This is a genomic window from Mammaliicoccus lentus, assembly GCF_947036595.1.
In the GTDB taxonomy this organism is placed as follows: domain Bacteria; phylum Bacillota; class Bacilli; order Staphylococcales; family Staphylococcaceae; genus Mammaliicoccus; species Mammaliicoccus lentus.
This window is the reverse complement of record NZ_OX344834.1, coordinates 2798818-2824258: the sequence shown is the minus strand read 5'-3', so window position 1 is coordinate 2824258 and position 25441 is coordinate 2798818. Positions and strand designations below refer to the sequence as shown.

The window sequence follows — 25441 nt, the reverse complement described above, 5'->3', positions numbered from 1 at the left end:
AAAGAATGGAAATTTAAAAATTATAAATCTGGCTACTTGTTATATTTGAATATATCTCCCGTTAACGAAAACGTTAAAGAAGTATTGTTTTTTACTAATATATAATTTATACTTTGATTTGAAAGCGTTTGCAAACAAAAGGGGGATTTTGCATGATAACATTTTTAGTATCAATTGCTTTGTTAATTATAGGGTATTTTACATATGGTAAATATATTGAAAAAATGTTTGGTGTTAAAGAGGAGCGTCCGACTCCTGCTCATGACCAACGTGATAATATTGATTATGTTCCTATGTCGACGAATAAGAACTCATTAATACAATTGTTGAATATAGCAGGTGTTGGACCGATATTTGGACCTATTATGGGTGCTTTATATGGTCCAGTTGCGTTTTTATGGATTGTTCTTGGATCAATTTTTGCAGGAGCAGTGCATGATTATTTAACAGGTATGATTTCTATACGTAATAAAGGGGCTCATTTACCTGAATTGGCGGGTAAATTTTTAGGTAATGTTATGAAACACCTTGTAAACGTGTTTACATTGTTATTGTTATTACTTACAGGGACAGTTTTTGTTACGAGTCCGGCGTTACTTTTACATTCGTTAATGGACGGTAGAATAGCTTTAGGTATTATTATATTTGTGATTTTCTTATATTATTTCTTATCAACAGTTTTACCGATTGATAAAATTATTGGTAAAGTTTATCCGATATTTGGTTTTATTCTAATGATTTCAGCTGTTGGTATTTTCATTAGATTGTTGATGACTGGTGCAGAAATTCCTGAATTGACGTTGAAGAATATGCATCCTGATTCAGCGCCTATCTTCCCACTATTATTCTTTACGATTACTTGTGGGGCTTTATCAGGTTTCCATGCTACTCAATCTCCAATCATTTCTAGAACGACAAATCGTGAGAAAAATGGTCGTATGATATTCTATGGCATGATGATTGCAGAAGGAATTATCGCTATGATTTGGGCTGCTGCTGCTATGAGTTTATTCGGTGGTTATGGTGGACTTCAAGAAGTACTAGCAAAAGGGGAAGCGGCTCTTGTAGTGAGTGAAGCATCTACTATGTTACTAGGCTCAGTATTTGGCACGCTTGCAATATTAGGGGTTATTGTATTGCCAATTACGAGTGGTGATACGTCGTTTAGAAGTGCAAGAATGATTCTTGCTGATTATTTCAACTTCGGTCAAAAGCAAGTTTGGAAACGATTCGCAATAGCAATTCCAATGTTTGTGATTAGTTTTATTCTAACTACAGTAGATTTCACAATATTATGGAGATACTTCTCGTGGGCTAACCAAACAACTGCAACAGTGGCGTTATGGATTGGTACGATGTATCTATTGTTATCTAATAAGAACTTCTATGTAGCTTTAATACCGGCACTCTTTATGACGTGGAATATATTCACATATATTTTAAGTCAGCCAATTGGTTTAGGTATAGATTTATCGCTTAGTTATTGGTTATCAGCTGGCTTAACGATACTATGGACGATGTATTTCTATTATATATATCGTAAAAATAGTGAAACAGAATTTGAAATTGATCATCAAATTTTATCACCAACAGCACCTAAATATTAATATAAAAGCAGAACCTTTCGATCTCCACCGAAAGGTTCTGCTTTTTTGTTACGTATTTATTTAATATAGGTAAGGGGCTGCCATATAATACTCGCTCAAAAATACTATATGGCAGTGTGCTATTAACTTGGGCTAATAGCAAATGCTCGGACAGGGAATCCGGGGGCATTTTTAGGTTTTGGACTAATGGCTAAAATGACTGAACCACGTGTTGGTAGTTCATCTAATCCGGTTAACAGTTCTATCTGGAATGTATCTAAACCGAGCACATAACGTTCACCTACGATGTCGTTATGTTTACGGATATCAATAGAAGCATCTGTATCGAACGTTTCATGTCCTATTGATTTTATTTTTCTTTCTTCGAATAAATATTTCAAGGCATCTAATGACCAACCTGGTAGATGCTCGTTTCCATCTGCATCTCTATTTTCAAATTGTTCTTTATCTGGCCAACGTTTAGACCAATCACTTCTAAAAGCGACAAATGTATCTTGTTCAATTTGACCATTCTCAGCTTCCCATTTAAGGATATGTTCTTTTGTTAATCTAAAGTCTGCATCTTGTTCAACTTCTTTTGAGAAGTCTAGTACTATTAAAGGTAAGACCGTTTCTTGTAAACCTAATTCATGTAGATAACGTTTATGTTCTACAAAATGAATAGGGGCATCTATATGTGTGCCATATTGTGTTGCAAATTGCCAAGATTGAGCAAAGAATCCATCATCTTTCACTTGATATAAAGTTTTCGTTTCAGCATTTTCAAATGATGAAAAATGTGGAGATTCAGAATCAAAAGTATGCGTTAAATCGACCCATTTATATTTCTTTAGTTGGCTCAGTGATTCCCACAATGGATATGACATAACATCACCTCTTATTTTGATTAATTTGGTTGTTTGACTGTGTTATCTTGACGTAGCTTTTCAACTGAACGAACAAGCACATTTAAAGCTTCTTTAACTTCGTCTTCTTTTCTTGTTTTTAGACCACAATCTGGGTTAACCCAGAATAATGAACGATCAATTTCTTTAAGTGCTCTATTGATAGCAACTGTAATTTCTTCTTCTGTTGGAATACGCGGGCTATGAATATCATAAACGCCTAAACCAATACCTAAATCATATGTGATGTCTTCGAAATCTTGAATTAAATCACCGTGACTTCTAGAAGTTTCTATTGAAATAACATCCGCATCTAGTGATTTAATAGCGTGAATGATTTGTCCGAACTGAGAATAGCACATATGCGTATGAATTTGCGTTGAGTCTTGAACAGATGATGTTGATAATTTAAATGAATGTACTGCTTTATCTAAATAATCTTCATGATATTCTGAACGAAGCGGTAAGCCTTCTCGTAATGCTGGTTCATCAACTTGTATAATTTTAATACCTGCGTCTTCAAGTGCTAGCACTTCCTCGTTAATAGCAAGCGCGATTTGGTCTTGTACTTCACGTCTTGGAATATCAACACGCTCAAATGACCAGTTTAAAATTGTAACAGGTCCAGTAAGCATACCTTTAACTGGTTTATCCGTTAAACTTTGTGCATATAATGTTTCATCAACTGTTAATGGAGCTGTCCATTTAACATCACCGTATATGATTGGTGGTTTTACAGCACGTGATCCATAAGATTGAACCCATCCAAACTTAGTTACTAAGAAGCCATTTAACTTTTCACCAAAGAATTCAACCATATCATTACGTTCGAATTCACCATGAACAAGTACGTCTAAACCAATGTCTTCTTGAATTTCAATCCAACGTTTAATTTCATTTTCAAGGAACTCTTGATACTGTGCATCAGTAATTCTATTGTTCTTCCAGTCAGCACGATATTTTCTTACTTCCCTAGATTGTGGGAAAGAACCAATCGTAGTTGTAGGTAGGTCAGGTAAATTTAATAATTGATCTTGTAATACTTTTCTCTCTTTAAATGGTGTTGCACGCTCTGACTTAACAGCTTCATAATCATATTCTAATTGTTTGAATGATTGACCTTCAAAACGTTCAAATTGTTCTTTTAATTGGTTATATAAAGTATCATCTTGTTCATTAAATAATTGTTTTAATGCGTATAATTCATCTAATTTTTCTGTAGCGAAACTTAAACCATCGCGTATTGAATCATCTAAAGTTTCTTCTTCTAATGTAACTGGTACGTGTAATAAAGAAGATGAAGGTTGAATAACAAGTTCGTCAGTATAAGATTGTAAAGTTTCAATCAATGATTTCTTTTCTTCAATATTAGCTGACCAAACGTTTCGACCGTCTACAATTCCAGCAAATAAAGCTTTTTCTTTAGGGAATAGTCCGTCTTGGATTTGTTTTAAGTTATAACCATTATCATGAACGAAGTCTAACCCAAATCCGTATACAGGTAATTTACCAACGAAATTCAAATCAACGCGTTCAAAGTATGTTTGTAATACGATATTAGTTGAAGCAGCTTCTTTATTAAAGAAGGCATATGCTTCTTCTGTGATTTCTTGTAATTCATTAGCTTTATCTGTAACAAGAATAGGTTCATCTACTTGTATATATTCAGCACCAGCTTCTGTTAACGTTTGGAATACTTCTTTATATAAAGGTAGTAATGTTCTGACTTTCTCATCAAAAGTTTGGTTTCCGCCTTTTGAAAGTGCAACGTAAGTGATAGGTCCTAAAATAACTGGATGAGTATTTACACCTAATTCTTTTGAAAAATTAAATTTATCTAGTAATACATTACGATTTAATTGAGGTGTTACATTATCCCATTCAGGAACGATGTAGTGATAGTTAGTATTAAACCATTTAATTAAAGCACTAGCTACATGCTCTTTGTTACCTCTAGCAATATCAAATAGTAAATCATCATCTACTTCGCGACCTTGAAAACGTTCTGGAATGATATTAAATAATAATGATGTATCTAAAACATGGTCGTAAAGTGAAAAGTCACCAACAGGTATTTGATCAACATGATGATTTTGTTGGATTGTTAAAATTTCTTTGTGTAAATCTTGTAATGTTTGATCAAGTTCAGTTTTGTCTATTTTATTTGACCAATAACTTTCAATTGCCTTTTTCCATTCTCTTTTCTTACCTAGTCTTGGGAATCCTAAATTTGCTGTTTTAATTGTCATAATATTGCCTCCTTAGATTGTGTACCAGTTATGGATTTTGAATACTGTGCAAGTTCAACTGTAATATCATATTTTAAAAATGGTGTGACTAAATACAGACCATTAAAATATTGGTGAATCGTGTCGATTAATTCTTTACTTAAACTTATGCTAAGTGCTCTAGTTGCCTCTTTATCATGTTTGACTTTTTCAAAGGCATTAAGAACACCTTCAGATAATTTGATACCGGGTACTTCGTTGTGTAAAAACAGTGCGTTATTATAGTTGGTTATTGGCATCACTCCTATAAATATTGGTGCATCTAGATGTTTAGTTGCTTCGTATATTTCTTTTATTTTTTCAGGTTCATAAACAGGTTGAGTAATAAAATATTCAATGCCTGAATCTAGTTTTTTCTCTAGTCGTTTCACTGCTGGTTCTAATCTTCGAACGTTTGGATTAAATGCTCCAGCTACTGAGAAATTTGAATTCCTTCTTAGCGATGCTCCGTCTGCGTTAATACCTTGATTAAACTGTTGTATAATTTCTGCTAAACCATTTGAATTAACATCGAATACGCTTGTTGCACCTGGGAAATTCCCTACTTTAGAAGGGTCTCCTGTGATTGCTAAAATATCATTAATTCCTAAAAGCGATAGCCCCATTAAATGAGATTGTAGACCGATTAAGTTTCTATCTCGACAAGCTAAGTGTACGAGGGGTCTAATTTTATAGTTTTGTTTAATAATACTTGCTGCAGCAATGTTAGAAATTCTAACGCTAGCTAAAGAATTATCAGCAAGTGTTATCGCTTCTACTTCAGCATCTTCTAAAGCTTTAACACCTTTGAAAAACTTGTCTGTATCTAAATGCTTTGGTGTATCTAATTCAACGATAACGGTAGGTTTGTGGCTAACGAGTTCGGTAATGCTAGGTTCTTGTTTATCTTGTTTTTGATATTTCTTTGTTTCTATCGGTATAACATTTTTATGATGTACAGGCTTTAAATCTTTTACGACTTCTTTGATTTTCTTAATGTGTTCTGGCGTAGTACCACAGCAACCACCGATAAGGCGGACGCCTTGATTTACAAGTTCTTTAGCAGATTTTGAAAAGTATTCAGCGTTATTGCTGTACTTAAGTTCATTCTCTTCTAAATCAAGTAAGCTTGCGTTTGGATAACATGAAAGATATGCATCTTTAGGAATATCAATATGTTTATAAGTTTGAATCATATGATAAGGTCCATGGTGACAATTCAGTCCAACAATATCTGCTCCTGCATCGAGTAAAGACTGCAAAGCATCCGGTATAGGTGTACTATTTCTTAAGAAATTCGTGTTGCTTGCTGTTAATTGAGCTATAATCGGTAAGTCATATTTTGCTCTAGTATCTTTTAATACAGCGAGTAATTCTTCTAAGTCGTAATATGTTTCAAAAAGTATGCCATCCACACCTTCATTTACTAAAGTCTCAATTTGTATTTCTGTATGGTATTGAATGGATTCAATGGATAAGTCACTTTTTCTTATGTTTCGAAAACCACCGACAGTTCCTAGTATGAATGTGTCTTCATTGCTTGCTCTTTTAGCGATGCGTACTGCTTCTTTGTGTATATCTTTGACGAGGTGCTCTAAATTATATATTTGCAATTTTTCAAAGTTAGCACCGTATGTGTTGGTTTGAATAACATCAGCTCCTGCTTCTATATAGGAGCGATGTATTTTTTCTATCTTTTTTGGATGTGTTAAGTTATAGCTTTCTGGACAAGTATCTAATCCTTCTGAATAAAGGATTGTACCCATTGCTCCGTCAGCTATTAAGATACGGTTCTTCAACGCCTCTTTCATCTTCATATATAGCCTCCTTTAATGCCCAATCGATATCTGTAATCAATTCTTTGACATCTTCTAATCCGACTGAGAGTCTGAACAAACCGTTAGTAATACCACGCTCTGCTCTAATTTCTTCTGGTATTGCAGCGTGACTCATTGTAGCAGGATGAGAAAGTATCGTTTCGACACCACCTAAACTAACTGAAACAAGTGGAATATTGAGATGATCTACAAATGACTGTGCTTTTGACTCGTCTTTAAGTCTAAATCCAATAACAGCACCACCATTTTTAGCTTGTCTTAGGTGTGTGTCATTAGTAATTGGATAATAAACAGTTTCAATCGCTTCATTTGTTATTAAATATCTATATATTTGTTCAGCATTATGAACACTTTGTTTAAATCGAATTGGTAATGTTTTTAAATGCTTCGCAAGTGTCCATGAATCGTACACACTTAGACCTGATCCTGTTCCATTTTGAATGAGATAAATATCTTCTTTTAATTTAGGATCATTCACGACAACTGCTCCTGCAATCAAATCACTATGGCCACCTAAAAACTTAGTAGCAGAGTGAACAACGATGTCAGCGCCTAATTTAAGAGGTGACTGTCCAAGTGGTGTCATAAATGTGTTATCAACTGCCAATAGTGCATCGTTACGTCGTGCTATCTGTCCAACTCCATCAATATCTGTCACTTTAAATAGTGGATTGGAAGGTGTTTCAACGTAGATGAGCTTTGTATTAGGTTGAACTGCGTTTTCAACTTGGTTTAAATCAGTCTGGTCAACTGTTGTAAATTCGATTTTAAATTTTTTAAGAATTTGTTCGGTTAGTCTAAAAGTACCGCCGTATACATCATTCGGCAAAATAACATGGTCTCCAGGTTCTAATGTGAGAAACACTGCAGTGATAGCTGCAATTCCTGAACTAAAAGCAAATCCATACTGACCGTCTTCTAATTTAGCTAATTTTTCTTCTAGCAACTTTCTATTTGGATTTCCACTTCTTGCATAATCAAATTCTTGATTTTCACCTAGTGTATGTTGGTGAAATGTTGATGAATAATATAATGGTTGGTTACTTGATAAATGTTCATGTCCGCGAGTTGAGTCTAAAATTAATGAAGTTTCTTTTGAATAGCTCATAATGACACTCCTTCTTTTTTTGATTTTTTCAGAGCTTGAAGTATGTCTTGGTAGATGTCTTCGTAATCTTCAATTCCTATTGATAGACGAAGTAAGTATTCATCAATGCCACGTTTGTCTTTTTCTTCATCAGCCATATCAACATGCGTTTGCGTATACGGGAAAGTGATGAACGTTTCTGTACCACCTAGGCTTTCAGCAAAAATACATAAATCTATATTTTGTAAAAATCGATCTACGCTATAGTCTTGTTTCAATCTGATGCTTAACATGCCTGTTCTTCCTGAATAAAGAACTTCTTCTATGCTGTTTACTGATTGAAGTGACTCAGCTAATTTTCGAGCGTTTTCTGTAGCACGGTCTAATCTTAGATGTAAGGTTTTCAAACCACGTACTAGTAAATAACTATCGAACGGTGAAAGTGTAGCGCCGATCATATTGTGAAATTGTCCGAGTAATTCACCTAAGTTATCATCTGCTACTGTTACAACACCTGCTAATACATCATTGTGTCCGCTTATATATTTAGTAGCAGAATGTAAAACGATATCTGCACCATCTTTTAATGGAGTTGATAGATACGGTGTTAAAAATGTATTATCAATGATTGTTAAAATGTTATGTTCTTGGGCTATTGCATACAATGGATCTAAATCAACCGAGAACATTAACGGGTTTGATATTGGTTCGATAAAAAATGCTCTAGTATTTTCAGTTAAAGAAGCATTTACTTCATCAATATTTGAAAAATCAATGTATTTAAATTTAATATTGTATTGTTTCTCATAAAATTCAAAAAGTCTAAATGTGCCACCATATAAATCAAAAGAAACAAGTATTTCATCATTTGGTTTAAATAAGTTACAAATCAATTGAATGCTAGCCATACCACTTGAAGTTGCAAATGAGTATTTTCCACCTTCAAGTTTTGCAAAAGCTTCTTCAAATTGTGAGCGAGTTGGGTTTTTAGTTCTTGTATAATCAAATCCAGTAGAACAACCTAATTTTTCGTGTTGATAAGCTGTAGAAAGATAAATTGGATTTGTTGTTGCTCCCGTTTGATCTTTTGTTAATGAAATTTGAGCGAGTTGAGTAGATTTCATAATTGCCTTCCTCCCTAATTAAATATAAAAATAAAAAAAGCTTCCGTCCTTTAAATCCGAAATGATTCGGATGTAAAGGACGAAAGCTTAGCTCGCGGTACCACCTTTGTTTGTAATGACATTGCTGACATCACCTCTATAAGTACGCCATCTCTTAATAAAATATACAGTGGCAGAAAAGGAATAGTACAAAAAATTTCCAGTACGCCATCAATATAAGAGATTTTAATACTGTATCGCTATAACGGGCGATCCCGTTGACACCTCAATATCGATGTCACCACTCCAAGGCCATTTTCAATCTTTCTTTCAATATTCCCTTTCAGCAAATAGGAACTCTCTGTTAATTGCAGTGCTAAGATTTACTTTCCTTTTTATCGTGCTTTTAATTATTATTTCGTTGTTGATATATTACACATTACTATGCGCTTATTTTTTTGTCAACAACTTTTCTGAATATTTTAATTTATCCGTTAATTTTTCTTTTGTGCATAAGGTGTTTAAAATTGTTATAATTTAGTGTGCATGTTTTACGTGAAACAAATTAAAGGATAGACGCGGTGATGAAATGAAAGAAAGAAATTATGAATTAACTCAAAAAATTTCTTATAACCATAGTAGTGATCAAATTATTGAAATTCCATTAGATAAATTAAGAAGAAATCCTTATCAACCACGACAGTTTTTTGATGAAGTAGCATTACAAGATTTAACCCAATCCATTTCACAGCATGGTGTGTTACAACCTATCGTCGTCAGAGAAACGATTAAAGGGTACGATATTGTTGTAGGTGAAAGGCGTTTTCGGGCTAGTCAATTAGCCGGTAAGCAGACTGTCCCAGCAATTATTAAAGACTTAACAGATGAAGAAATGCTAGAATTAGCCATTATCGAAAATCTGCAACGAGAAAATTTAAAACCTTTAGAAGAAGCGAAAAGTTATGCGACGATGATGGAAGAATTAAACTTGAGACAACAGCAAGTTGCTGATAGATTAGGTAAGTCACGATCATACATCGCAAATGTCTTAAGGCTACTTAATCTGCCACCAAGTGTTAAAAATATGATTAATGAAGATCAGTTATCTAGTGCACATGGAAGAACGCTACTAGGTTTAGAAAAAGAACATAACATTGTTGAGGTCGCCAAAAAAGTCATCAAAGAACATATGAGTGTTAGGGCGTTGGAAGAGCATGTGAAGCTCTTAAATGAAAAAGGAAAACCAAAAAGTAAAGCTCATCAAAATAAGCCGCAATTTATTATGAAACATGAGTATCAATTAAAAGAAAAATTTGGAACTAATATTGATATTCATAAAACGAAAAAGTCTGGCAAGATATCACTTGAATTCAATTCAGAATCTGAGTATAAAAGAATAATAGAATTATTGTTAGAACAGTAAAGAGGTGCAAAATTGAAAAAAATAAACAACATCATCCATAAATTAATTGATCCATTTATGAACCCAGACAATTGGCAGAAATGGATAGAACAGATATTTATTGGCTTATTTTATATTATACTCGCGTTTATAATCATTAAAATATTGCATAAATTAATAGAAAAATTCTTCACTACTAAATATGGAACGAAGCGGGTAGGGAAGTCTAACAAACGTGCAAAAACAATGGTAAACTTATTACAGAATGTAGTTTCATACGTAGTTTGGTTTATTGTTGCTACAACTATCTTAAGTAATTTAGGGATTAGAGTAGAAAGTATCATTGCCGGAGCTGGAGTAGTCGGTTTAGCAATCGGTTTTGGTGCACAAGCATTAGTAAAAGATGTCATAACAGGATTCTTTATTATATTTGAAAATCAATTTGACGTCGGAGATTATGTAAAAATTAATACGACTGGGACAACAGTAGCAGAAGGTACTGTACAATCTATTGGTATGCGATCAACAAGAATCTTATCCTTTGAAGGAGATTTAACAATCTTACCAAATGGAACTATGAACGAAATAGTAAACTTCTCAATTCACAATGGTATGGCTATTGTAGAAATACCTGTTTCTATTAAAGAAGATCTAGATAAAGTAGAACAAAAATTAGAAGTGTTTTTACCAACTATAAAAGAAAAATATGCAATTTTTGTTAATGAACCTGAAATATTAGGAGTAGAAACTGTAACAGCAGGTGAAGCTACTATAAAAATTGCAGGAGAAACAGAACCAAACGCACATGGTACAGGTGCACGTATTTTAAGAAGAGAAATAAAATCATTCTTCGATAAAGAAGGTATACAATCACCAATACCAACTATGGTTTCATATAATCCAAATAATATTCAATAAATATCTAAAATGGAGGCTGTTTCATGATAAAATCATATGACTTAAATGATATTGTAGAAATGAAAAAACAACATGCATGTGGCGTCAATAGATTTAAAATCATAAGATTGGGAGCAGACGTTAGAATTAAATGTGAAGGTTGTTCACGTAGTATAATGTTACCAAGGCAAGAATTTGATAAAAAAATCAAAAAAATATTAGAAAAAGGACAAGGTGAATAAAATGGCATTAACAGCTGGTATCGTAGGTTTACCAAACGTTGGGAAATCTACATTATTTAACGCAATAACAAAGGCGGGAGCATTAGCGGCAAACTATCCTTTCGCTACAATTGATCCAAACGTTGGTATCGTAGAGGTGCCGGATCATCGTTTACAAGAATTAACTAAATTAGTTAAACCAAAGAAAACAGTACCAACTGCTTTTGAATTTACAGATATAGCAGGTATCGTTAAAGGTGCTTCTAAAGGTGAAGGATTAGGGAATAAATTCTTATCACACATCCGTGAAGTAGATGCTGTATGTCAAGTTGTACGTGCATTTGAAGATGAAAATGTTACGCACGTTTCAGGTAAAGTAGACCCAATCGATGACATAGAAGTTATTAATATGGAATTAGTGTTAGCTGACTTAGAGTCAGTAGAAAAACGCTATGAAAGAGTCGCGAAAATGGCGAAACAAAAAGATAAAGAAGCTGTTGCCGAAGAAAAAATATTAGCAAAAATTAAAGAAACATTAGAAAATAATGAACCAGTAAGAAGCATAGAGTTTACAGCCGAAGAAAAAACTATTTTAAAACACTTAAGCTTATTAACAGCAAAACCTATGTTATATGTAGCAAACGTAGCTGAAGATGAAGTAGCAAATCCTGAAGACAATGAATATGTGAAACAAATCAAAGAATACGCAGATAATGAAGGATCAGAAGTTATTGTTATTTCAGCGAAAATAGAAGAAGAACTTGCAACATTAGATGATGAAGACCGTGAAATGTTCTTAGAAGATTTAGGTGTAGAAGAAGCAGGTCTAGATAAATTAATACGAGCTTCATATAACCTATTAGGATTAGCAACATACTTTACAGCAGGTGAACAAGAAGTAAGAGCTTGGACATTTATAGAAGGTATGACAGCCCCACAATGTGCTGGAATTATTCATACAGACTTCGAAAGAGGATTTATTAGGGCAGAAACAGTAAGTTATGATGACTTATTAAGTAATAATGGCATGGTTGGAGCTAAAGAAGCGGGCAAAGTAAGACTTGAAGGTAAAGACTATTTAATGAAAGACGGAGACGTCGTTCACTTCAGATTTAACGTGTAAAAAATGATTGTAAAAAGTAATGCTGTGTGCTATAATTCTTGATTGTGAGTAATGAAAATTATTCCTTGCTTAATACAAAAGATATTAAGCCGCATAGACCACAAGGAGGTGTAAATTGATGAGAACATATGAAGTAATGTACGTAGTACGTCCAAATATCGAAGACGAAGCTAGAAAAGCTTTAGTTGAGCGTTTCAAAGGCGTTTTATCTTCAAACGGTTCAGAAATCATCGAAGAAAAGGATTGGGGTAAACGTCGTTTAGCTTATGAAATCCAAGACTTCGCAGAAGGTTTCTACAATATCGTTAGAATTAAGGCTGAAAATGATGAAGCAATCAATGAATTTGATCGTTTATCAAAAATCACTGGCGATATCATTCGTCACATTGTCGTACGCGAAGATGAAAAATAATTTTAATTTTTAAGATATGGGGGAGATTAAATGATTAATCGTGTTGTATTAGTCGGTCGGTTAACTAAAGATCCGGAATACAGAGTAACACCCTCAGGCGTTCAAGTTGCTACTTTTACTTTAGCTATTAATCGTACTTTTACGAATCAGCAAGGTGAAAGAGAAGCTGACTTTATCAACTGTGTCGTTTTTAGACGTCCCGCAGAGAATGTAAACAATTACTTATCTAAAGGTAGTCTTGCAGGTGTTGAAGGTCGTTTACAATCTCGTAGCTACGAGAACCAAGAAGGTCGTCGTGTTTATGTAACTGAAGTTGTTTGTGATAGCGTTCAATTCCTTGAACCTAAAGGCGCAAACCAACGTCAATCAGGTAATGATAACCAATCATACAACCAGAAAAATAATAACGAATTCCAAAACTATGGACAAGACTTTGGCGGTAACCAACAAGGCCAAAAAGCACCTTCAAATCAACAACAGTCAAATAATAATCAACAATCAAGTAACCCATTTGCAAATGCTAATGGACCAATTGATATCAGTGATGATGATTTGCCGTTCTAAACAGTTGATTTAAACGTTTATATATAAACTTAACGAGAAGGGAGGAACATAATCATGGCAGGTGGACCAAGAAGAGGTGGTCGTCGTCGTAAAAAAGTTTGCTATTTCACAGCAAATGGTATTACACATATCGACTACAAAGATACAGATTTACTTAAGAAATTTATCTCAGAAAGAGGTAAAATCTTACCACGTCGTGTAACAGGTACTTCAGCGAAATACCAACGTATGCTTACAATAGCTATTAAACGTTCACGTCACATGGCTTTATTACCATACGTTAAAGAAGAACAATAATATTTAATGTATACAAAACCCTCTAGCAATCAGGCTAGAGGGTTTTTTGTGTTCGGATTTATGGAAAAAAGGGCAGAAAAAGGGCAACGTGTGAGAAAGTTGATATTTTAAGCATAAAAAAAGAGGCAACCTCTCGGTCAACCTCTTAAAACGGAAAGAACAAAGTTCTTTCATAATAAACAAGAGATTTTAAAAAGTATCTCTTGGAGACAATTGTCTCATTCCTTATATATAATACTAATTGTTCTTGACATAATAGTCAATCATTTTGTTGAGGGATAGAAAAAAATAAGAAAGGGATGGTACATTTCTATAATGCTTATATTTTCTATTTTTACGTTCTTTGAATGCTAATAATTCATTTTTTCTATTGTTTTTAATACTATCACTACAATACTTCGAATGTAATATAAATAATGAGAGTATATCTATAATTGGTAATACTTTTAGATTGATTTCTGAGAGTCCTTGTTTTTGACCAAGTTTTTTTAGTTCTCTTTCAGTTTTTAATTTATATCTTGGGATTAAATTAAGCATTAAGGGCTGGCTATGGGCACATTTATTCCTAACATTTTTAGTGAATTTAATGAACTTACCAGCTTTTCGTAATTCATCGTCATTAGTTCTAGCGGAATAAAATTCTACAAATGCAGAAAATTGTCCGAAAGGCATTAATTCTAAACATACCCATACTGGAGGGTCATTGTAGTATTTTTGAAAACTAGGCATAACTGTATTATCTCTTTTTATAACAGTAGTAAAAATTTTATTTAGATCGCCTTGATGATTATTGATAAAATCTTGCATAATTTGGTAACCATCTTCTTTATCATCATTAGTTATTTTTTCAAGAATATCAGTTTTTAGAGAATGTTCAATATCTAAACACATTGGTAATAACATGTAACGTAACCTCATATCTAAAGTTGCGAGATCTGATAGTGCGGAAAATTCAAAATTATAATTTCCACTACTATCTTTAGGTATGTTTTTTCTGAATGAAGATAGTTTAAAAAAGTATGTGTTATTTTTCAATATTTCTTTAGCTTCATTCTCTTTTATTTCGTTAAATAAAATACCTAAAGATTTTAATTTTTTGATTTGTTCTTCATAGTTTAACTTTGGCTTTCTACCCATTTCAACTTTCTATCCCCTCTAATTATTCATCATATCTTTTACCATTTTATCCGTAATATATGGCTACTGTTGCTTTATAATCACTATGCTTTACTCTATCTCGATTGCCAGTAAGGCATTTTTCTATTATTAAGATAACTCTTAGATAATATTATATCTAAAATAAGAGCGCATCCTTTATAAATATTATAATATAATGGATTTATAAAGCTATAAAATATATAATTATTTTGTCGGGTGGGGATGAGAATTGGATATAAAAGAGGTATTAAAATTATTTGAAAGTAATTTGTTACATGAGAACATTTCAGATTCAGTGCTAAGTGAATTAATGAATAATGTAGGCAACACAGATTCTGATATTCGTGAAAAGACTACTGAAATAATTTGTTTATTAATTTTAAATAATAAATTAACTGATATTCAAATAGATAAAATATTGTATATGAGCTTGAGAAATTTAAATATAAACTTGGGTAATGATGATTCTGATAGTGTATTTTTAAGAAGTTTTAGTTCTTTAATACTTGCTTCTATAGTAGAAAATGATATTAAAAGTAAAACTTTTGAACGAGATACTTACAATGAAATTTTTAATGCAGCGATTTTTTATTATGAAAAAGAGCAAGATATTAGAGGTTATATACACAATAAAGGATGGGCGCATAGTATTGCACATGGGTCGGATTTAATAGTTGCTTGTATAAAATCTGATTTTTATTTAAAGAATTATAACAGTATGGTTATGAATTTGATTAGTAATAATCTCTTCAAGTTAACAAAAGATTCTCTACCATATATTGATGATGAAGATGAGAGGCAAGTATTCATAATTGAATCATTATTAGAAACAGGGTTCTCTGATATAGATTTAAGTAACTGGATAAATGATATTCAAGTTAAATTAAATCAATTAGACTATACTGGAGTAAAATATTATAGAGCTCAAAAAAATATAACTGATATGTTTAAAACTTTATATTTCAGATTAAAGTTTAACAACCAATGTGAAAGAACACGAATGACAATTGAATCAAAACTTGAAGAAATATTTCTTAAAACTTACTTTAAAGATATTGAGAAGAAGTAGAATAATAATAAATTATAACACTATATTTCTAATTCACTAATAATAGTCGAATTTAGAATATAGTTGGTTTGGTATTTTTCGCTTAAAAATTTTATAAAATGAAGCAATTCTTTTGGTTCTATATTGCCGTTAAGAAATTGATCTTTTAATAATAAATACGTTGTTTTTTCTTCTTTATCTGAGATTTTCTTGAAGTATCCCCACATATGGTCATACGTGTTTATTATAGAACCTTTAGTTGGCGTAATCTGTTTAGCTTTATTTATTTCACTTTCTATTTCGTCTAAAGTGACAGGTGATTTTAGCATTTCTCGAATGCTTAAATAGTATTTTTGACTGTGCCACATGACTTCATATTTATGCTTAGCCCATAATAATTCACTGTTTTTATTATTTTTCATAATGATTAACCACACCTCTTTTACCTGTAATTAAATCATTCATAATAATTCTCCTAAACATTAATCAAACAGTTGCATCTTGCCGGTATCTTGTCATTTTGCCATTTATAATATAATAATTTAATATATTCTTCGTAAGCTGTGTCTCCGTATATTTTATCATTACCATAGACGTAAATAGGAGGTAAGTTTTCATCAGAAAAATGACTACGATTTTTATCAATGATTAGTGCTAAATTTGATAAATCTTGTTTAAATGACTCTGATCTTTTTCCACCTCTACGAATATGTTCTTTATTCATCTCTTTTAACAATTGGAAAGTATCTATAATATAAGGATTACCATCATTATAAACATGTTGAACAATTGGATGGTGTATATACTTTGTGTTTCCTTCAATTAGTTCCATATGAGCCAAGCATACTCTAATAATTTGATATAGCTCCAGTATCTGTTTAGATAAGCGTCTATTGTCTAGATATTTTGCACTGACTTCATGATTCGGACTTACTCTAAATATTTGCATATTAATCACCTAATCTATAAATACCATTTTGAGACTTTTATTTTGTGGTATTTTTAAACTAATACCACAAAATTATAACTATTCGATACCCTATAATAATGGGAAAGAAACTTAATAGTGAATTTCATAGCTATTACACAAAAATATATAAGACGGAAGGACCTCTTGTGAAAGTTGGTAAATATGGCTTTTTAGTTGGATAAAAGTATATTTATTTTTGCCGGTAGATATATTTGTCATATTTCCCCCAATTGTATTCAAGCTCCTGTTTGCTTATGATTTTATATGGATTAAATATAGTTTGGCCGTTTTTATTTAAGTAAAAATTATTTTCAATTTGATAAGCAGCATGGACGACTGCTTGCTCAGAAAAGTAAATTACTACATCTCCTACAGTACTAGAATTATCAGTTCTTACATAGCCTAGTTGTCTAAGAGTATGTAAAAATGAATCTCCTTTTATCCATTGATTTAAAATATTTCTAGATTTAGTAATCGCATATAATACTGTTGATAAACAATTCGAGCCCTGATATAAGGGGAATGTATCAACTAAAGATTCTATATGCTCTGGTAGTTTTATATGTATTTCATCAGATTTATTGTCTTGATAATCATGAATTTTTGTATTAAAAAATTCTTTTTTAGTATCAGAATTCATTGTTTTCCATTTGAAAGATGTAATTAATTTGTTATTAATAAAAAGTGGGTTATTAATTTTATGTTGTTCGTCTATAAGAGTGTTCTGAGTAGCATTGCTTAAGGATTCAAACCATCCAGCGTATGCTTGAATCACATATTTATACTCATATAAGTTCCATATTTCGTATAAATTATTTGTTTTAATGTTAAACAAACTACTCTCTTTGAATTTTTCTTTAGAGGTTATTAAGATTGACTCATATTTAATTGGTAATGAAGTAACGAAAAATAAATCAAAATCGTTAAAGTAATGTTCTTCCCAGTACTTAATGGTTTGTGAATTGGGATATATATACATTTGCAACCTCCGATATTAGAAATATATAAAATCAATATATATAAATAATCGTATAAAAAAACAGCATTGTTTTATTTATACGATTAAGTATTGGTTTTATTATATATAATATTTTAATTTACTTATCTAAAATTTATTAAATCTTAAGTTTTCAATTACATGATTTTCACTCTTATACAATACGAGATCTGATCTGTTTTTAGTTGGTAAAATATTTTTTATTAAGTTCACTTCGTTTATATCTTCCCAAATTTCTGTAGCAATTTTGATTGCTTCTTCTTTAGGTAAATCACGGTATCTGTAGAAATGAGAATCTGGTTTTTGGAAGGCTTCTTCTTGTAGTAATAAGAAGCGATTGAGATACCATTTTTTCATGTTATCTATTGTTGAGTCTAAATAGATTTTATAGTCGATATAGTCGCTTACAAGTTCTTCTTCGTGTGGATTCACTTGGAATATGTTTACCCCTTCGATTATAAGGATATCGGGACAATCAACGTAATGATATTGTTCTTTAAGTCTGTCATATGTGATATGTGAATATGTGTATGTTGGTATATTTGGTTCATTTTCTTTTATTTGTTTTAAGTGATCAATAAGTATTTTTGTATCATAACTTTCAGGGAATCCTTTTTTAGAAAGTAAGTCTTTATCAATCAGTTCTTGTTTGGGCATAATATACCCATCTGTTGTGATAAGGTCGACTTTCCAATCAGGATTATATTCTTGGAGTAGGTGTAAGAGTAGTCTTGAAACGGTACTTTTACCTACTGATACGCCACCTGAGACACCGATTATAAATGGTGGTGTATTATTTTTGTTGAGTAATTTTGTATTGATGTTCTGTGAGTAGTCTTTGTGAAATTTAACTTTGTTTGTCAAAAAGTTAATTAACGGCAAATATACTTCGTCTATTTCTGTAGTAGTTAAATTATCATTTAAGCTGATGATTTCATCTAAGTTTAAATGACTGACATCCATGTTTAATTTGAAATCTGTGTTACGCCATTCTTCTTTTGTGAATTTCATAATTTTTTCCTCTACTTTAAGAATTTATCGATTTTTTTACAGTACTCGTATAGGTTAACATAAAATTTACAAAAATTAACCTATTTATTTTTTAAATCTTCATATATAAAAAATTGAGCAATCTTCATTGCGTGTATATGCTTTTGTAATCGTTTGTATGTCGAGCTTTCTTTGTTGTGTTTGATTTGTGCTTTAGATGATTTGTTGATAATAGATTCTATCGGTGGTAAAGCTTCTTCTAGCTTGATTTTATCGTAATACTCAGCTGATGTTATGACACCTTTAGAAGTTTTCAAAGCTTGTATTCTGTTAATTAAAAGCGAGTGTTGAGATGTATTTTCATCAAATTTACCGAGCATCTTTTCGCAATTTGTAATAGTAGCGTTTATTGTATTTAAGGCTTCAGAGATTTCGGAAGTTGAGTAAGCCATCATAGATATCCTCGCTTCCTTTATAGTAATTATATTTAGGATAAACGACATAGAATAAAAATCAAGTTAAAAAGACATAAAAACAGACTAGGACATAAATAAATGTCCCAGCCTGATTCTTTATATTGGCGGTAGCTAATTAGAATACAAATGCACTTATATTAAGCTTTTTCATCTCTAGTCTTACGTCATTTGATTTCCTCCAATTATTCGATTTACAAGCGTTATTGTTCCGGCTCGTTGAAGGGGAGCGTGACCTGATTTTAAATTGTTGTAGAGGATAAATTTTATATTAGCACTATCTATATCATATCTGTCCAACATATTACAAAAAGGATTAAACTGATTTTTCATATCTGATGAGCATAACCTATTTTGTACATAATAGATTTCTGGAACATAGTTTTTTTGTCTAAACAAACTAGTAATAGATAACCTAATAGCATATTTCTTCTTGATTTCTTCTGTTGAATAGTCAGGAAATATAGATGTATAAAGCTTATTTACATTGGTTTGATCATACTTATCAACATAACATTGAGGATTGTTAACAATGGCTTTAGTATCTTTATGTAACGCGGCAAGATACATGGACATAAAACCTCCTGCTGATGAACCATAATAATAGGTGTTTTCAGGTTGGATACTTAGTGTATTTGCAATCATTTGGGCAATATCACTATAATCCATTAAATAATGTCTATCTTCGCTGCCAACACCCCAACCGATTCTCAAGTTATTATTATGCACAGTTCTATCATCAATAAAAATACAACTTGCATTAAAGTCTTCGTGCCATGAATGTCTCATAAAAACTGGTGGCTTACTTTTATTAGGATCGATAGCACCGTTAGAGAAAATAATTAATTGTTCGTTGTTTTCTTTTAAATTCAAATGAATATAGAAGTCGATATTGTCTTTAAGAATTTTAACAGTTTGATTATTGTTTATTATCAAGTCATTGTACTTTATGTTTTCAAAATATAATGTTTCCACTTAATGGAGCACCCCTAATCGTATTTATCTGTGTATGATTAGCTTTTAATATATCAAAGTGGAAATTTGATTTACAATAAAAGCCCATAAATTTACAAAAACTTAACATAAGTCAAAATGATTTAGTAAATTTTGGAACAAAAAACCCAGAAGATATATGTCTTCTAGGTTTTTAAAATATTATATATTGAATAATCTTTGGAAGAAACCTTTTTTCTTTGGTTCTTCTTTTGGAGATTCTTCTGATTGATTGCTTTCTGCTGTAAGTGGTACAACTGTTTCATCGTTTGAAGTTTCAGAAGTAGTAGACTCTTCTTTGTCATCTTTAGCTTCTTCTTTAACTTCTTCTTTTTCTGAAGACTCTTTAGCAGTTTCTGTAGTTTCTGCTTTAACTTCTTCAGATTGCTCAGATTTAGTTTCTGCTGAAGCTTGCTTATTATCGTCATCTTGTTCGTTGTTTTCTTTTGATGCTTCTGCAGCAGCTACAGTTACTTTAGAAGGTGTCTCATCTATATCTTCAGTTTTAACAGATTGAGTTGTAGTCGCTTCAACTTCTTCTTTAGGAGAAGTTTCAGTTTGAGTAGTTTCTTTCTCCGCTACGTTAGTATTCTCAGTTGGCTCACTATTTTGAGTTTCTTGTGGCACTTGTAAAGCTAAAGTTTGTTCTAATTTTTGTTGTGTAATATGTACTTGTTGTAGCATTTCGCCTAACATTTGTCTTTCTCTACGCATATGTTGTACTTCAGTTCTTAATTCATCAATTAATTGTTGAAGTTCAGGCGTTTGTTGAGTAGGTTCATCTTTCACAAGAACTTGTAAGAAATCTTTTTCTTTTTCTAAAGTTTCAAAAGCTTGATCATAACTGTTAGTTTCTTTCACTTTTTCAGCAATTTCTTGGAATAATTCAATATCTTCTTCTTGGAAATCTGTAGCTTCTCTTCCACGATATTCCGTCTTAGAAAGCTGATAACCTCTATCTTCTAAGTGCTGTACAATTTTTCTAACTTGCTTTTCGCTAAGACCAACCTTAGCTGAGAATTCTTTTGTTAACATTTCTATGCCTCATCCTTTATATAACAGTGTTTTCTATAGGTCGGGTTGTCTGCCGACAGACAACCGTCACGCTTCCCTTAATACATTACATGTATTTGTGATAAAGTTCAAGTATTAGTTAAATAATTCGTTATATCCCAATAAGAAATATGTTACTATTTAGGAAAATAGAATAATAAACAATAAATTGGAGCTGTTGTCGATGTCAAAAAATGCAGAGAAAAAAGCTTTTAAACCAATTTGGATTATCATTAGTTTTATTGTACTAATCACAATATTATTATTATTACCAACACCTAACGATTTACCTATTATGGCTAAGTGCGCACTGGCAATATTAGCTTTTGCCGTCATTATGTGGGTTACAGAAGCTGTTACATATCCAGTATCAGCTGTAATGATTGTTGGTCTTATTGTATTATTAACTGGTTTTAGTCCAGTTCAAGATTTAGCTGATTCATTAGGTAATCCCGCGGTGGATGGTAAAGCTGTTGAAGGAGATGCTTTATTAGGAACGAGTAATGCTTTAAAAATGGCCTTAAGCGGATTTTCAGGATCTGCAGTTGCGCTTGTTGCTGCAGCGCTTTTTCTCGCAACAGCCATGCAAGTGACAAACTTGCATAAACGTTTAGCATTGCAAGTTCTGTCAGTTGTAGGAAATAAGACTAATAGAATTGTTATTGGAGCTATAGTTGTTTCAATAATATTGGCATTCTTTGTTCCTTCAGCTACTGCACGAGCAGGCGCAGTCGTACCTATACTATTAGGTATGATTGCAGCATTCAATACGTCTAAAAACAGTAAGCTAGCTGCTTTACTGATTATAACAGCAGTCCACTCAGTATCAATATGGAATATTGGTATAAAGACTGCAGCAGCACAGAATATAGTCGCAATCGGATTTATTAATAAATCTATGGGGCAAGATATATCATGGGGCGAATGGTTCTTATATGCAGCACCATGGTCTATTATAATGTCAGTTGTCTTATACTTTGTGATGATTACAATTATTAAACCTGAAGAAAAGGAAATCGAAGGCGGGACAGAATTAGTTAAAAAACAATTAAAAGAACTAGGTCCTATATCAGCAAGAGAATGGCGACTCATCACTATTTCCGTTTTATTACTATTATTCTGGTCTACAGAAAAACTACTGCATCCTATAGACTCATCTTCCATTACAATCATCGCTTTAGCAATTATGCTTACACCTAAAATAGGAGTATTTACTTGGGAAGATGTCGAAAAGAAAATCCCTTGGGGAACTGTTATTGTATTTGGTATAGGAATATCTTTAGGAACTGTTTTATTAGAAACAACAGCAGCACAATGGTTAAGTGATAAAACATTCGGTTTGATGGGATTAAATCATATGCCTTTAATTGCAATCATTGCTTTAATATCACTATTTAATATTCTTATACATCTAGGGTTTGCGAGTGCAACGAGTCTTTCTTCAGCACTGATTCCTGTATTTATTGCTTTAACACAAACGCTAGATTTAGGAGATCAGTCGATTGGTTTCGTATTAATCCAGCAATTTGTTATTAGTTTTGGTTTCTTATTACCAGTGAGTTCACCACAAAATATGCTCGCATATGGTACAGAGACATTCACAGTAAAAGATTTTATTAAAACAGGTGTACCAATTACCGTCATCGGTTATATATTAATAGTTATAATGAGTATGACTTATTGGAAATGGATAGGAATACTTTAAAATAAAAAGCATCTCACTTAACTGATTATTTCAGTTTGAAAGTGAGATGCTTATTTTTTATAAAATCGTGACAATTACACATTTTAGTTCCTAAAAATGACTATCTATTGATTTTAATATGTTCATCCTATAATAATTGTCCGATGAATACTGCGATGATAATAATTGGTAAAACAAATCTAACTAAGAAATACCAAGTGTTAACGAAGAGTCGTCCTTTTTTACTATCTTGCATATTCAACTCTTTCATAATAGTAGTTTTATCAAAAATGTGACCAACAAATATTGTGACACCGAAAGCTCCGATAGGCATTAAAATGTTAGCTACTAAATAATCCATGTTATCAAAGAATGTACCGACACCAAATGTTAAGTTTTGCAACAATCCATTTGATAAAGCGGAAGGTATCCCAAAAATAAACACAAGCCCGCCAATAATATAAGCCCATTTCTTTCTATAATCATTATTGTTTTTTGTGATGTTTGATATATTTAATTCGAGCAATGATATTGATGATGTAATTGCTGCGAACAAGAACAATAATAAGAATAATAAATAGAATAATGAACCTAAAAACATTTGATCAAAAACTTGTGGTAATATGATGAACAATAATCCAGGACCTTGGTTGGGTTCTAGACCAAAAGCAAAAATAGCTGGGAATATTGCTAGTCCTGCTGCTATTGATACACCGATGTTCATCCATACAATTGCATTAGCACTTTTAACGATATTCGTTTTTCTGTCTAAGTATGAAGCGTATGTCATCATTCCGCATGTACCTAGTGATAAGGCAAAGAAGGATTGACCAAGAGCATATAACACACCTTCAGAGCTTAAATCAGCTATTTTAGGAGTAAGGAAATATTGGATACCCTCTAAAGCGCCGTCTAAAGTTACAGATCGAATGATAATGATTAAAAATGATAAAAACAATAGTGGCATCATGATTTTTGATGCTTTTTCTATGCCTTTTTCTACACCTTTACTAACAATAATAACGGTGATAAATATAAACGCAAATTGACTTGCTAATGCGAAGAGTGGATTTGAAATATAATCATTAAAGATATTTCCGTATTCGTTGGAATGCGTTAAACCAACGCTATCCAATAACGTCCTAATAATATATAAAATAATCCAACCGCCGATAACACTATAGAAAGAAAATAATACAAACACGGTTAAATTACCAAGCCAACCGATTAAATTGAAAGAAGACTTACCAGAAACTTTCTTGAATATATTTGTTGAGTAAGTCTTTCCATATCGTCCTAATATAAACTCACTTAATAGTAGTGGTAAACCAACTAGTAGTGTAAATATGATGAAGATGAATAAAAATGCACCCCCGCCATAAGTTCCAGCCATGTATGGGAATTTCCATACAGCACCTAATCCAATAGCTGATCCCGCACTTGCTAATATAAATCCAATATTAGAAGACCATTGTGATAAATTTTTCATAATAAACCTTCCTTTATATATAAAATACTTTAAAGCGTTAAAGCGTTCATGTAAAAAAGTCTTAGCGCAATAAATTCTACACTCTATTAAGTAATAAAGCAATATAAAAAATACCCTAAAAATTAGAATTTTATCTAACTTTTAGGGTTTGATTTGAATTAATATCTCATTAATGATGTTTTTATTTACGAAGACTAGTCCATATTTAAATAATTTAACAATTATTTTCCAACTATACCATCACTTTCGTCGTTCCATGCTATGATGCTTTCTACTGGTAATCTACTTGACTCATGCGGAGCTTTAGCGCCTTTACCGATAGCAAGTAAATGAGCAGGTACATATCGTGAAGTATCGATATTTAAAGCTTCAAGTAAAGCCGTTTTGTCGAAACCACCAATAGGGTTAGTATCATAACCATGATCAGTAGCAATAAGCATAAGTTGCATAGAAGCTAGGTTTACATCCATTAAACCTTGTTCTTTGAAGTAGCTTTCATCTGCACCGCTTATTAAATTAGAAATTGTTTCAATGAAATAATCTTTAGAGTTTTCATCCATGTATCCAAGTTCTACGTTTTTCTCATAAATTTCACTAACGTAATCAGCATGTTTTAAGTCAGCTAATATGAGAATAATAGCACTTGAAGAGTGAAGTTGTCTTTGGTTGAATTGTACAAGGCTATCTAATTTTTGTTTAGTTTCTTCTGAATCTATAATAACAAATCTCCAAGGTTGTAAATTGATTGATGAAGGTGCTTCTGTAGCTAGCTCAATCATTTCTTCAATTTCTTCTCTAGGTATTTTAAAGTTAGGGTCGAATTCCTTAACTGATTTTCTTTTCTTTATAATTTCTGTCAATGTAAGTTTTGATTGTGACATTTT

Annotated in this window: 25 protein-coding genes and 1 other annotated feature; of the genes, 10 read left to right on the top strand and 15 right to left on the bottom strand. The window is 32.1% G+C overall.

The features are described from left to right. The first annotated feature begins 152 nt into the window (after nucleotides 1-152). Entirely contained in the window at nucleotides 153-1607 is a 1455-nt protein-coding gene (locus ACNMOQ_RS14035; RefSeq protein ID WP_064211265.1) for a carbon starvation CstA family protein, read from the top strand. A gap of 122 nt (nucleotides 1608-1729) precedes the next feature. Here the strand turns inward: ACNMOQ_RS14035 and ACNMOQ_RS14030 are convergent, their stop codons facing one another. The 5 genes from ACNMOQ_RS14030 to ACNMOQ_RS14010 are packed head-to-tail and all read right to left on the bottom strand — an operon-like array spanning nucleotide 1730 to nucleotide 8807. Continuing rightward, nucleotides 1730-2473 carry a cyclase family protein gene (locus ACNMOQ_RS14030; protein WP_103268566.1) on the bottom strand — a complete coding sequence of 248 codons (744 nt, stop codon included), beginning with the start codon at nucleotides 2471-2473 and terminating at the stop codon, nucleotides 1730-1732. 20 nt (nucleotides 2474-2493) lie between these two features. After that, nucleotides 2494-4743, bottom strand: coding sequence for a 5-methyltetrahydropteroyltriglutamate--homocysteine S-methyltransferase (gene metE / locus ACNMOQ_RS14025; protein ID WP_026023621.1), 2250 nt, complete (start codon nucleotides 4741-4743; stop codon nucleotides 2494-2496). After that, complete coding sequence (locus tag ACNMOQ_RS14020; protein WP_416350022.1) at nucleotides 4737-6575, bottom strand: bifunctional homocysteine S-methyltransferase/methylenetetrahydrofolate reductase; 1839 nt, start codon at nucleotides 6573-6575, stop codon at nucleotides 4737-4739. Before ACNMOQ_RS14020 ends, metE begins: the two co-directional genes overlap by 7 nt. Further along, a complete protein-coding gene (gene metC / locus ACNMOQ_RS14015; protein ID WP_416350021.1) occupies nucleotides 6532-7704 on the bottom strand; it encodes a cystathionine beta-lyase MetC in 1173 nt (390 codons plus the stop codon). Before metC ends, ACNMOQ_RS14020 begins: the two co-directional genes overlap by 44 nt. Beyond that, nucleotides 7701-8807, bottom strand: coding sequence for a PLP-dependent transferase (locus ACNMOQ_RS14010; protein WP_415363665.1), 1107 nt, complete (start codon nucleotides 8805-8807; stop codon nucleotides 7701-7703). Before ACNMOQ_RS14010 ends, metC begins: the two co-directional genes overlap by 4 nt. A gap of 72 nt (nucleotides 8808-8879) precedes the next feature. Continuing rightward, nucleotides 8880-9194, bottom strand: a binding site (T-box leader). A gap of 181 nt (nucleotides 9195-9375) precedes the next feature. Between ACNMOQ_RS14010 and ACNMOQ_RS14005 the strand changes: the two genes are divergently transcribed. The 7 genes from ACNMOQ_RS14005 to rpsR all read left to right on the top strand — a co-directional run bounded on the left by ACNMOQ_RS14005 (nucleotide 9376) and on the right by rpsR (nucleotide 13702). Further along, a complete protein-coding gene (locus ACNMOQ_RS14005) occupies nucleotides 9376-10209 on the top strand; it encodes a ParB/RepB/Spo0J family partition protein (protein WP_070044817.1) in 834 nt (277 codons plus the stop codon). Nucleotides 10210-10221: 12 nt separating this feature from the next. Next, nucleotides 10222-11106, top strand: coding sequence for a mechanosensitive ion channel family protein (locus tag ACNMOQ_RS14000; RefSeq protein ID WP_016999200.1), 885 nt, complete (start codon nucleotides 10222-10224; stop codon nucleotides 11104-11106). Nucleotides 11107-11129: 23 nt separating this feature from the next. Continuing rightward, nucleotides 11130-11327: a DUF951 domain-containing protein gene (locus tag ACNMOQ_RS13995; protein WP_016999201.1), complete on the top strand. Its 198-nt coding sequence runs from the start codon at nucleotides 11130-11132 to the stop codon at nucleotides 11325-11327. Nucleotide 11328: 1 nt separating this feature from the next. Beyond that, on the top strand, nucleotides 11329-12429 hold the full coding sequence (gene ychF, locus ACNMOQ_RS13990; RefSeq protein ID WP_016999202.1) for a redox-regulated ATPase YchF: 1101 nt from the start codon (nucleotides 11329-11331) through the stop codon (nucleotides 12427-12429). Nucleotides 12430-12547: 118 nt separating this feature from the next. Further along, nucleotides 12548-12841 carry a 30S ribosomal protein S6 gene (rpsF, locus tag ACNMOQ_RS13985; protein ID WP_016999203.1) on the top strand — a complete coding sequence of 98 codons (294 nt, stop codon included), beginning with the start codon at nucleotides 12548-12550 and terminating at the stop codon, nucleotides 12839-12841. A 30-nt stretch (nucleotides 12842-12871) separates the two neighbouring features. Beyond that, nucleotides 12872-13405, top strand: a complete 534-nt coding sequence (gene ssb, locus ACNMOQ_RS13980; protein WP_016999204.1) for a single-stranded DNA-binding protein — start codon at nucleotides 12872-12874, stop codon at nucleotides 13403-13405. Nucleotides 13406-13459: 54 nt separating this feature from the next. Then, nucleotides 13460-13702, top strand: a complete 243-nt coding sequence (gene rpsR / locus ACNMOQ_RS13975) for a 30S ribosomal protein S18 (protein ID WP_016999205.1) — start codon at nucleotides 13460-13462, stop codon at nucleotides 13700-13702. Nucleotides 13703-13939: 237 nt separating this feature from the next. Here the strand turns inward: rpsR and ACNMOQ_RS13970 are convergent, their stop codons facing one another. Then, the gene (locus ACNMOQ_RS13970) at nucleotides 13940-14839 is read right to left on the bottom strand and encodes an Abi family protein (protein WP_214269660.1); all 900 of its coding nucleotides are present in this window, start codon (nucleotides 14837-14839) and stop codon (nucleotides 13940-13942) included. Between the two features lie 250 nt (nucleotides 14840-15089). On the opposite strand from ACNMOQ_RS13970, the gene ACNMOQ_RS13965 reads away from it, so the two are divergent. Next, nucleotides 15090-15929 carry a DUF2785 domain-containing protein gene (locus tag ACNMOQ_RS13965; protein WP_064211271.1) on the top strand — a complete coding sequence of 280 codons (840 nt, stop codon included), beginning with the start codon at nucleotides 15090-15092 and terminating at the stop codon, nucleotides 15927-15929. A gap of 20 nt (nucleotides 15930-15949) precedes the next feature. Here ACNMOQ_RS13965 and ACNMOQ_RS13960 read toward each other — a convergent pair whose 3' ends face one another. From ACNMOQ_RS13960 to ACNMOQ_RS13930, 7 genes are all read right to left on the bottom strand, one after another. Then, nucleotides 15950-16330 carry a YbgA family protein gene (locus tag ACNMOQ_RS13960; protein WP_064211272.1) on the bottom strand — a complete coding sequence of 127 codons (381 nt, stop codon included), beginning with the start codon at nucleotides 16328-16330 and terminating at the stop codon, nucleotides 15950-15952. 53 nt (nucleotides 16331-16383) lie between these two features. Next, nucleotides 16384-16857, bottom strand: coding sequence for a pyrimidine dimer DNA glycosylase/endonuclease V (locus ACNMOQ_RS13955; RefSeq protein WP_064211273.1), 474 nt, complete (start codon nucleotides 16855-16857; stop codon nucleotides 16384-16386). A 211-nt stretch (nucleotides 16858-17068) separates the two neighbouring features. Then, nucleotides 17069-17857, bottom strand: coding sequence for a hypothetical protein (locus tag ACNMOQ_RS13950; RefSeq protein WP_416350020.1), 789 nt, complete (start codon nucleotides 17855-17857; stop codon nucleotides 17069-17071). A 126-nt stretch (nucleotides 17858-17983) separates the two neighbouring features. Continuing rightward, nucleotides 17984-18886, bottom strand: a complete 903-nt coding sequence (gene coaA, locus ACNMOQ_RS13945) for a type I pantothenate kinase (RefSeq protein ID WP_016999210.1) — start codon at nucleotides 18884-18886, stop codon at nucleotides 17984-17986. An 80-nt stretch (nucleotides 18887-18966) separates the two neighbouring features. Then, entirely contained in the window at nucleotides 18967-19317 is a 351-nt protein-coding gene (locus ACNMOQ_RS13940; RefSeq protein ID WP_416350019.1) for a hypothetical protein, read from the bottom strand. Between the two features lie 183 nt (nucleotides 19318-19500). Further along, nucleotides 19501-20313: an alpha/beta hydrolase gene (locus tag ACNMOQ_RS13935; protein WP_416350018.1), complete on the bottom strand. Its 813-nt coding sequence runs from the start codon at nucleotides 20311-20313 to the stop codon at nucleotides 19501-19503. Nucleotides 20314-20493: 180 nt separating this feature from the next. Then, nucleotides 20494-21366, bottom strand: a complete 873-nt coding sequence (locus ACNMOQ_RS13930) for a hypothetical protein (RefSeq protein WP_416350017.1) — start codon at nucleotides 21364-21366, stop codon at nucleotides 20494-20496. Nucleotides 21367-21568: 202 nt separating this feature from the next. Here ACNMOQ_RS13930 and ACNMOQ_RS13925 point away from each other — a divergent pair, with 202 nt between their 5' ends. After that, a complete protein-coding gene (locus ACNMOQ_RS13925) occupies nucleotides 21569-23089 on the top strand; it encodes an SLC13 family permease (protein WP_416350016.1) in 1521 nt (506 codons plus the stop codon). A gap of 127 nt (nucleotides 23090-23216) precedes the next feature. Here ACNMOQ_RS13925 and ACNMOQ_RS13920 read toward each other — a convergent pair whose 3' ends face one another. Together ACNMOQ_RS13920 and ACNMOQ_RS13915 are read right to left on the bottom strand one after the other, a co-directional pair. Beyond that, entirely contained in the window at nucleotides 23217-24557 is a 1341-nt protein-coding gene (locus ACNMOQ_RS13920; protein WP_016999215.1) for a sodium-dependent transporter, read from the bottom strand. A 221-nt stretch (nucleotides 24558-24778) separates the two neighbouring features. After that, nucleotides 24779-25438, bottom strand: a complete 660-nt coding sequence (locus ACNMOQ_RS13915; RefSeq protein WP_323710772.1) for a nitroreductase family protein — start codon at nucleotides 25436-25438, stop codon at nucleotides 24779-24781. Nucleotides 25439-25441 lie beyond the last annotated feature (3 nt).

What these genes read in the sequence shown, in the direction of transcription:
- ACNMOQ_RS14030 (WP_103268566.1), bottom strand. Translation starts at nt 2,473, where the DNA reads ATGTCATATCCATTGTGGGAATCACTGAGCCAACTAAAGAAATATAAA.
- ACNMOQ_RS14035 (WP_064211265.1), top strand. Translation starts at nt 153, where the DNA reads ATGATAACATTTTTAGTATCAATTGCTTTGTTAATTATAGGGTATTTT.
- coaA (WP_016999210.1), bottom strand. Translation starts at nt 18,886, where the DNA reads ATGAAATTCACAAAAGAAGAATGGCGTAACACAGATTTCAAATTAAAC.
- ACNMOQ_RS13920 (WP_016999215.1), bottom strand. Translation starts at nt 24,557, where the DNA reads ATGAAAAATTTATCACAATGGTCTTCTAATATTGGATTTATATTAGCA.
- ACNMOQ_RS13970 (WP_214269660.1), bottom strand. Translation starts at nt 14,839, where the DNA reads ATGGGTAGAAAGCCAAAGTTAAACTATGAAGAACAAATCAAAAAATTA.
- ACNMOQ_RS13925 (WP_416350016.1), top strand. Translation starts at nt 21,569, where the DNA reads ATGTCAAAAAATGCAGAGAAAAAAGCTTTTAAACCAATTTGGATTATC.
- ACNMOQ_RS14020 (WP_416350022.1), bottom strand. Translation starts at nt 6,575, where the DNA reads ATGAAGATGAAAGAGGCGTTGAAGAACCGTATCTTAATAGCTGACGGA.
- ACNMOQ_RS13950 (WP_416350020.1), bottom strand. Translation starts at nt 17,857, where the DNA reads ATGTATATATATCCCAATTCACAAACCATTAAGTACTGGGAAGAACAT.
- ssb (WP_016999204.1), top strand. Translation starts at nt 12,872, where the DNA reads ATGATTAATCGTGTTGTATTAGTCGGTCGGTTAACTAAAGATCCGGAA.
- ACNMOQ_RS14005 (WP_070044817.1), top strand. Translation starts at nt 9,376, where the DNA reads ATGAAAGAAAGAAATTATGAATTAACTCAAAAAATTTCTTATAACCAT.
- ACNMOQ_RS14010 (WP_415363665.1), bottom strand. Translation starts at nt 8,807, where the DNA reads ATGAAATCTACTCAACTCGCTCAAATTTCATTAACAAAAGATCAAACG.
- rpsF (WP_016999203.1), top strand. Translation starts at nt 12,548, where the DNA reads ATGAGAACATATGAAGTAATGTACGTAGTACGTCCAAATATCGAAGAC.
- metC (WP_416350021.1), bottom strand. Translation starts at nt 7,704, where the DNA reads ATGAGCTATTCAAAAGAAACTTCATTAATTTTAGACTCAACTCGCGGA.
- ACNMOQ_RS13960 (WP_064211272.1), bottom strand. Translation starts at nt 16,330, where the DNA reads ATGAAAAATAATAAAAACAGTGAATTATTATGGGCTAAGCATAAATAT.
- ACNMOQ_RS13915 (WP_323710772.1), bottom strand. Translation starts at nt 25,438, where the DNA reads ATGTCACAATCAAAACTTACATTGACAGAAATTATAAAGAAAAGAAAA.
- ACNMOQ_RS13930 (WP_416350017.1), bottom strand. Translation starts at nt 21,366, where the DNA reads ATGTTAACAAAAGAATTCTCAGCTAAGGTTGGTCTTAGCGAAAAGCAA.
- ACNMOQ_RS13940 (WP_416350019.1), bottom strand. Translation starts at nt 19,317, where the DNA reads ATGGCTTACTCAACTTCCGAAATCTCTGAAGCCTTAAATACAATAAAC.
- ACNMOQ_RS13955 (WP_064211273.1), bottom strand. Translation starts at nt 16,857, where the DNA reads ATGCAAATATTTAGAGTAAGTCCGAATCATGAAGTCAGTGCAAAATAT.
- ychF (WP_016999202.1), top strand. Translation starts at nt 11,329, where the DNA reads ATGGCATTAACAGCTGGTATCGTAGGTTTACCAAACGTTGGGAAATCT.
- rpsR (WP_016999205.1), top strand. Translation starts at nt 13,460, where the DNA reads ATGGCAGGTGGACCAAGAAGAGGTGGTCGTCGTCGTAAAAAAGTTTGC.
- ACNMOQ_RS13995 (WP_016999201.1), top strand. Translation starts at nt 11,130, where the DNA reads ATGATAAAATCATATGACTTAAATGATATTGTAGAAATGAAAAAACAA.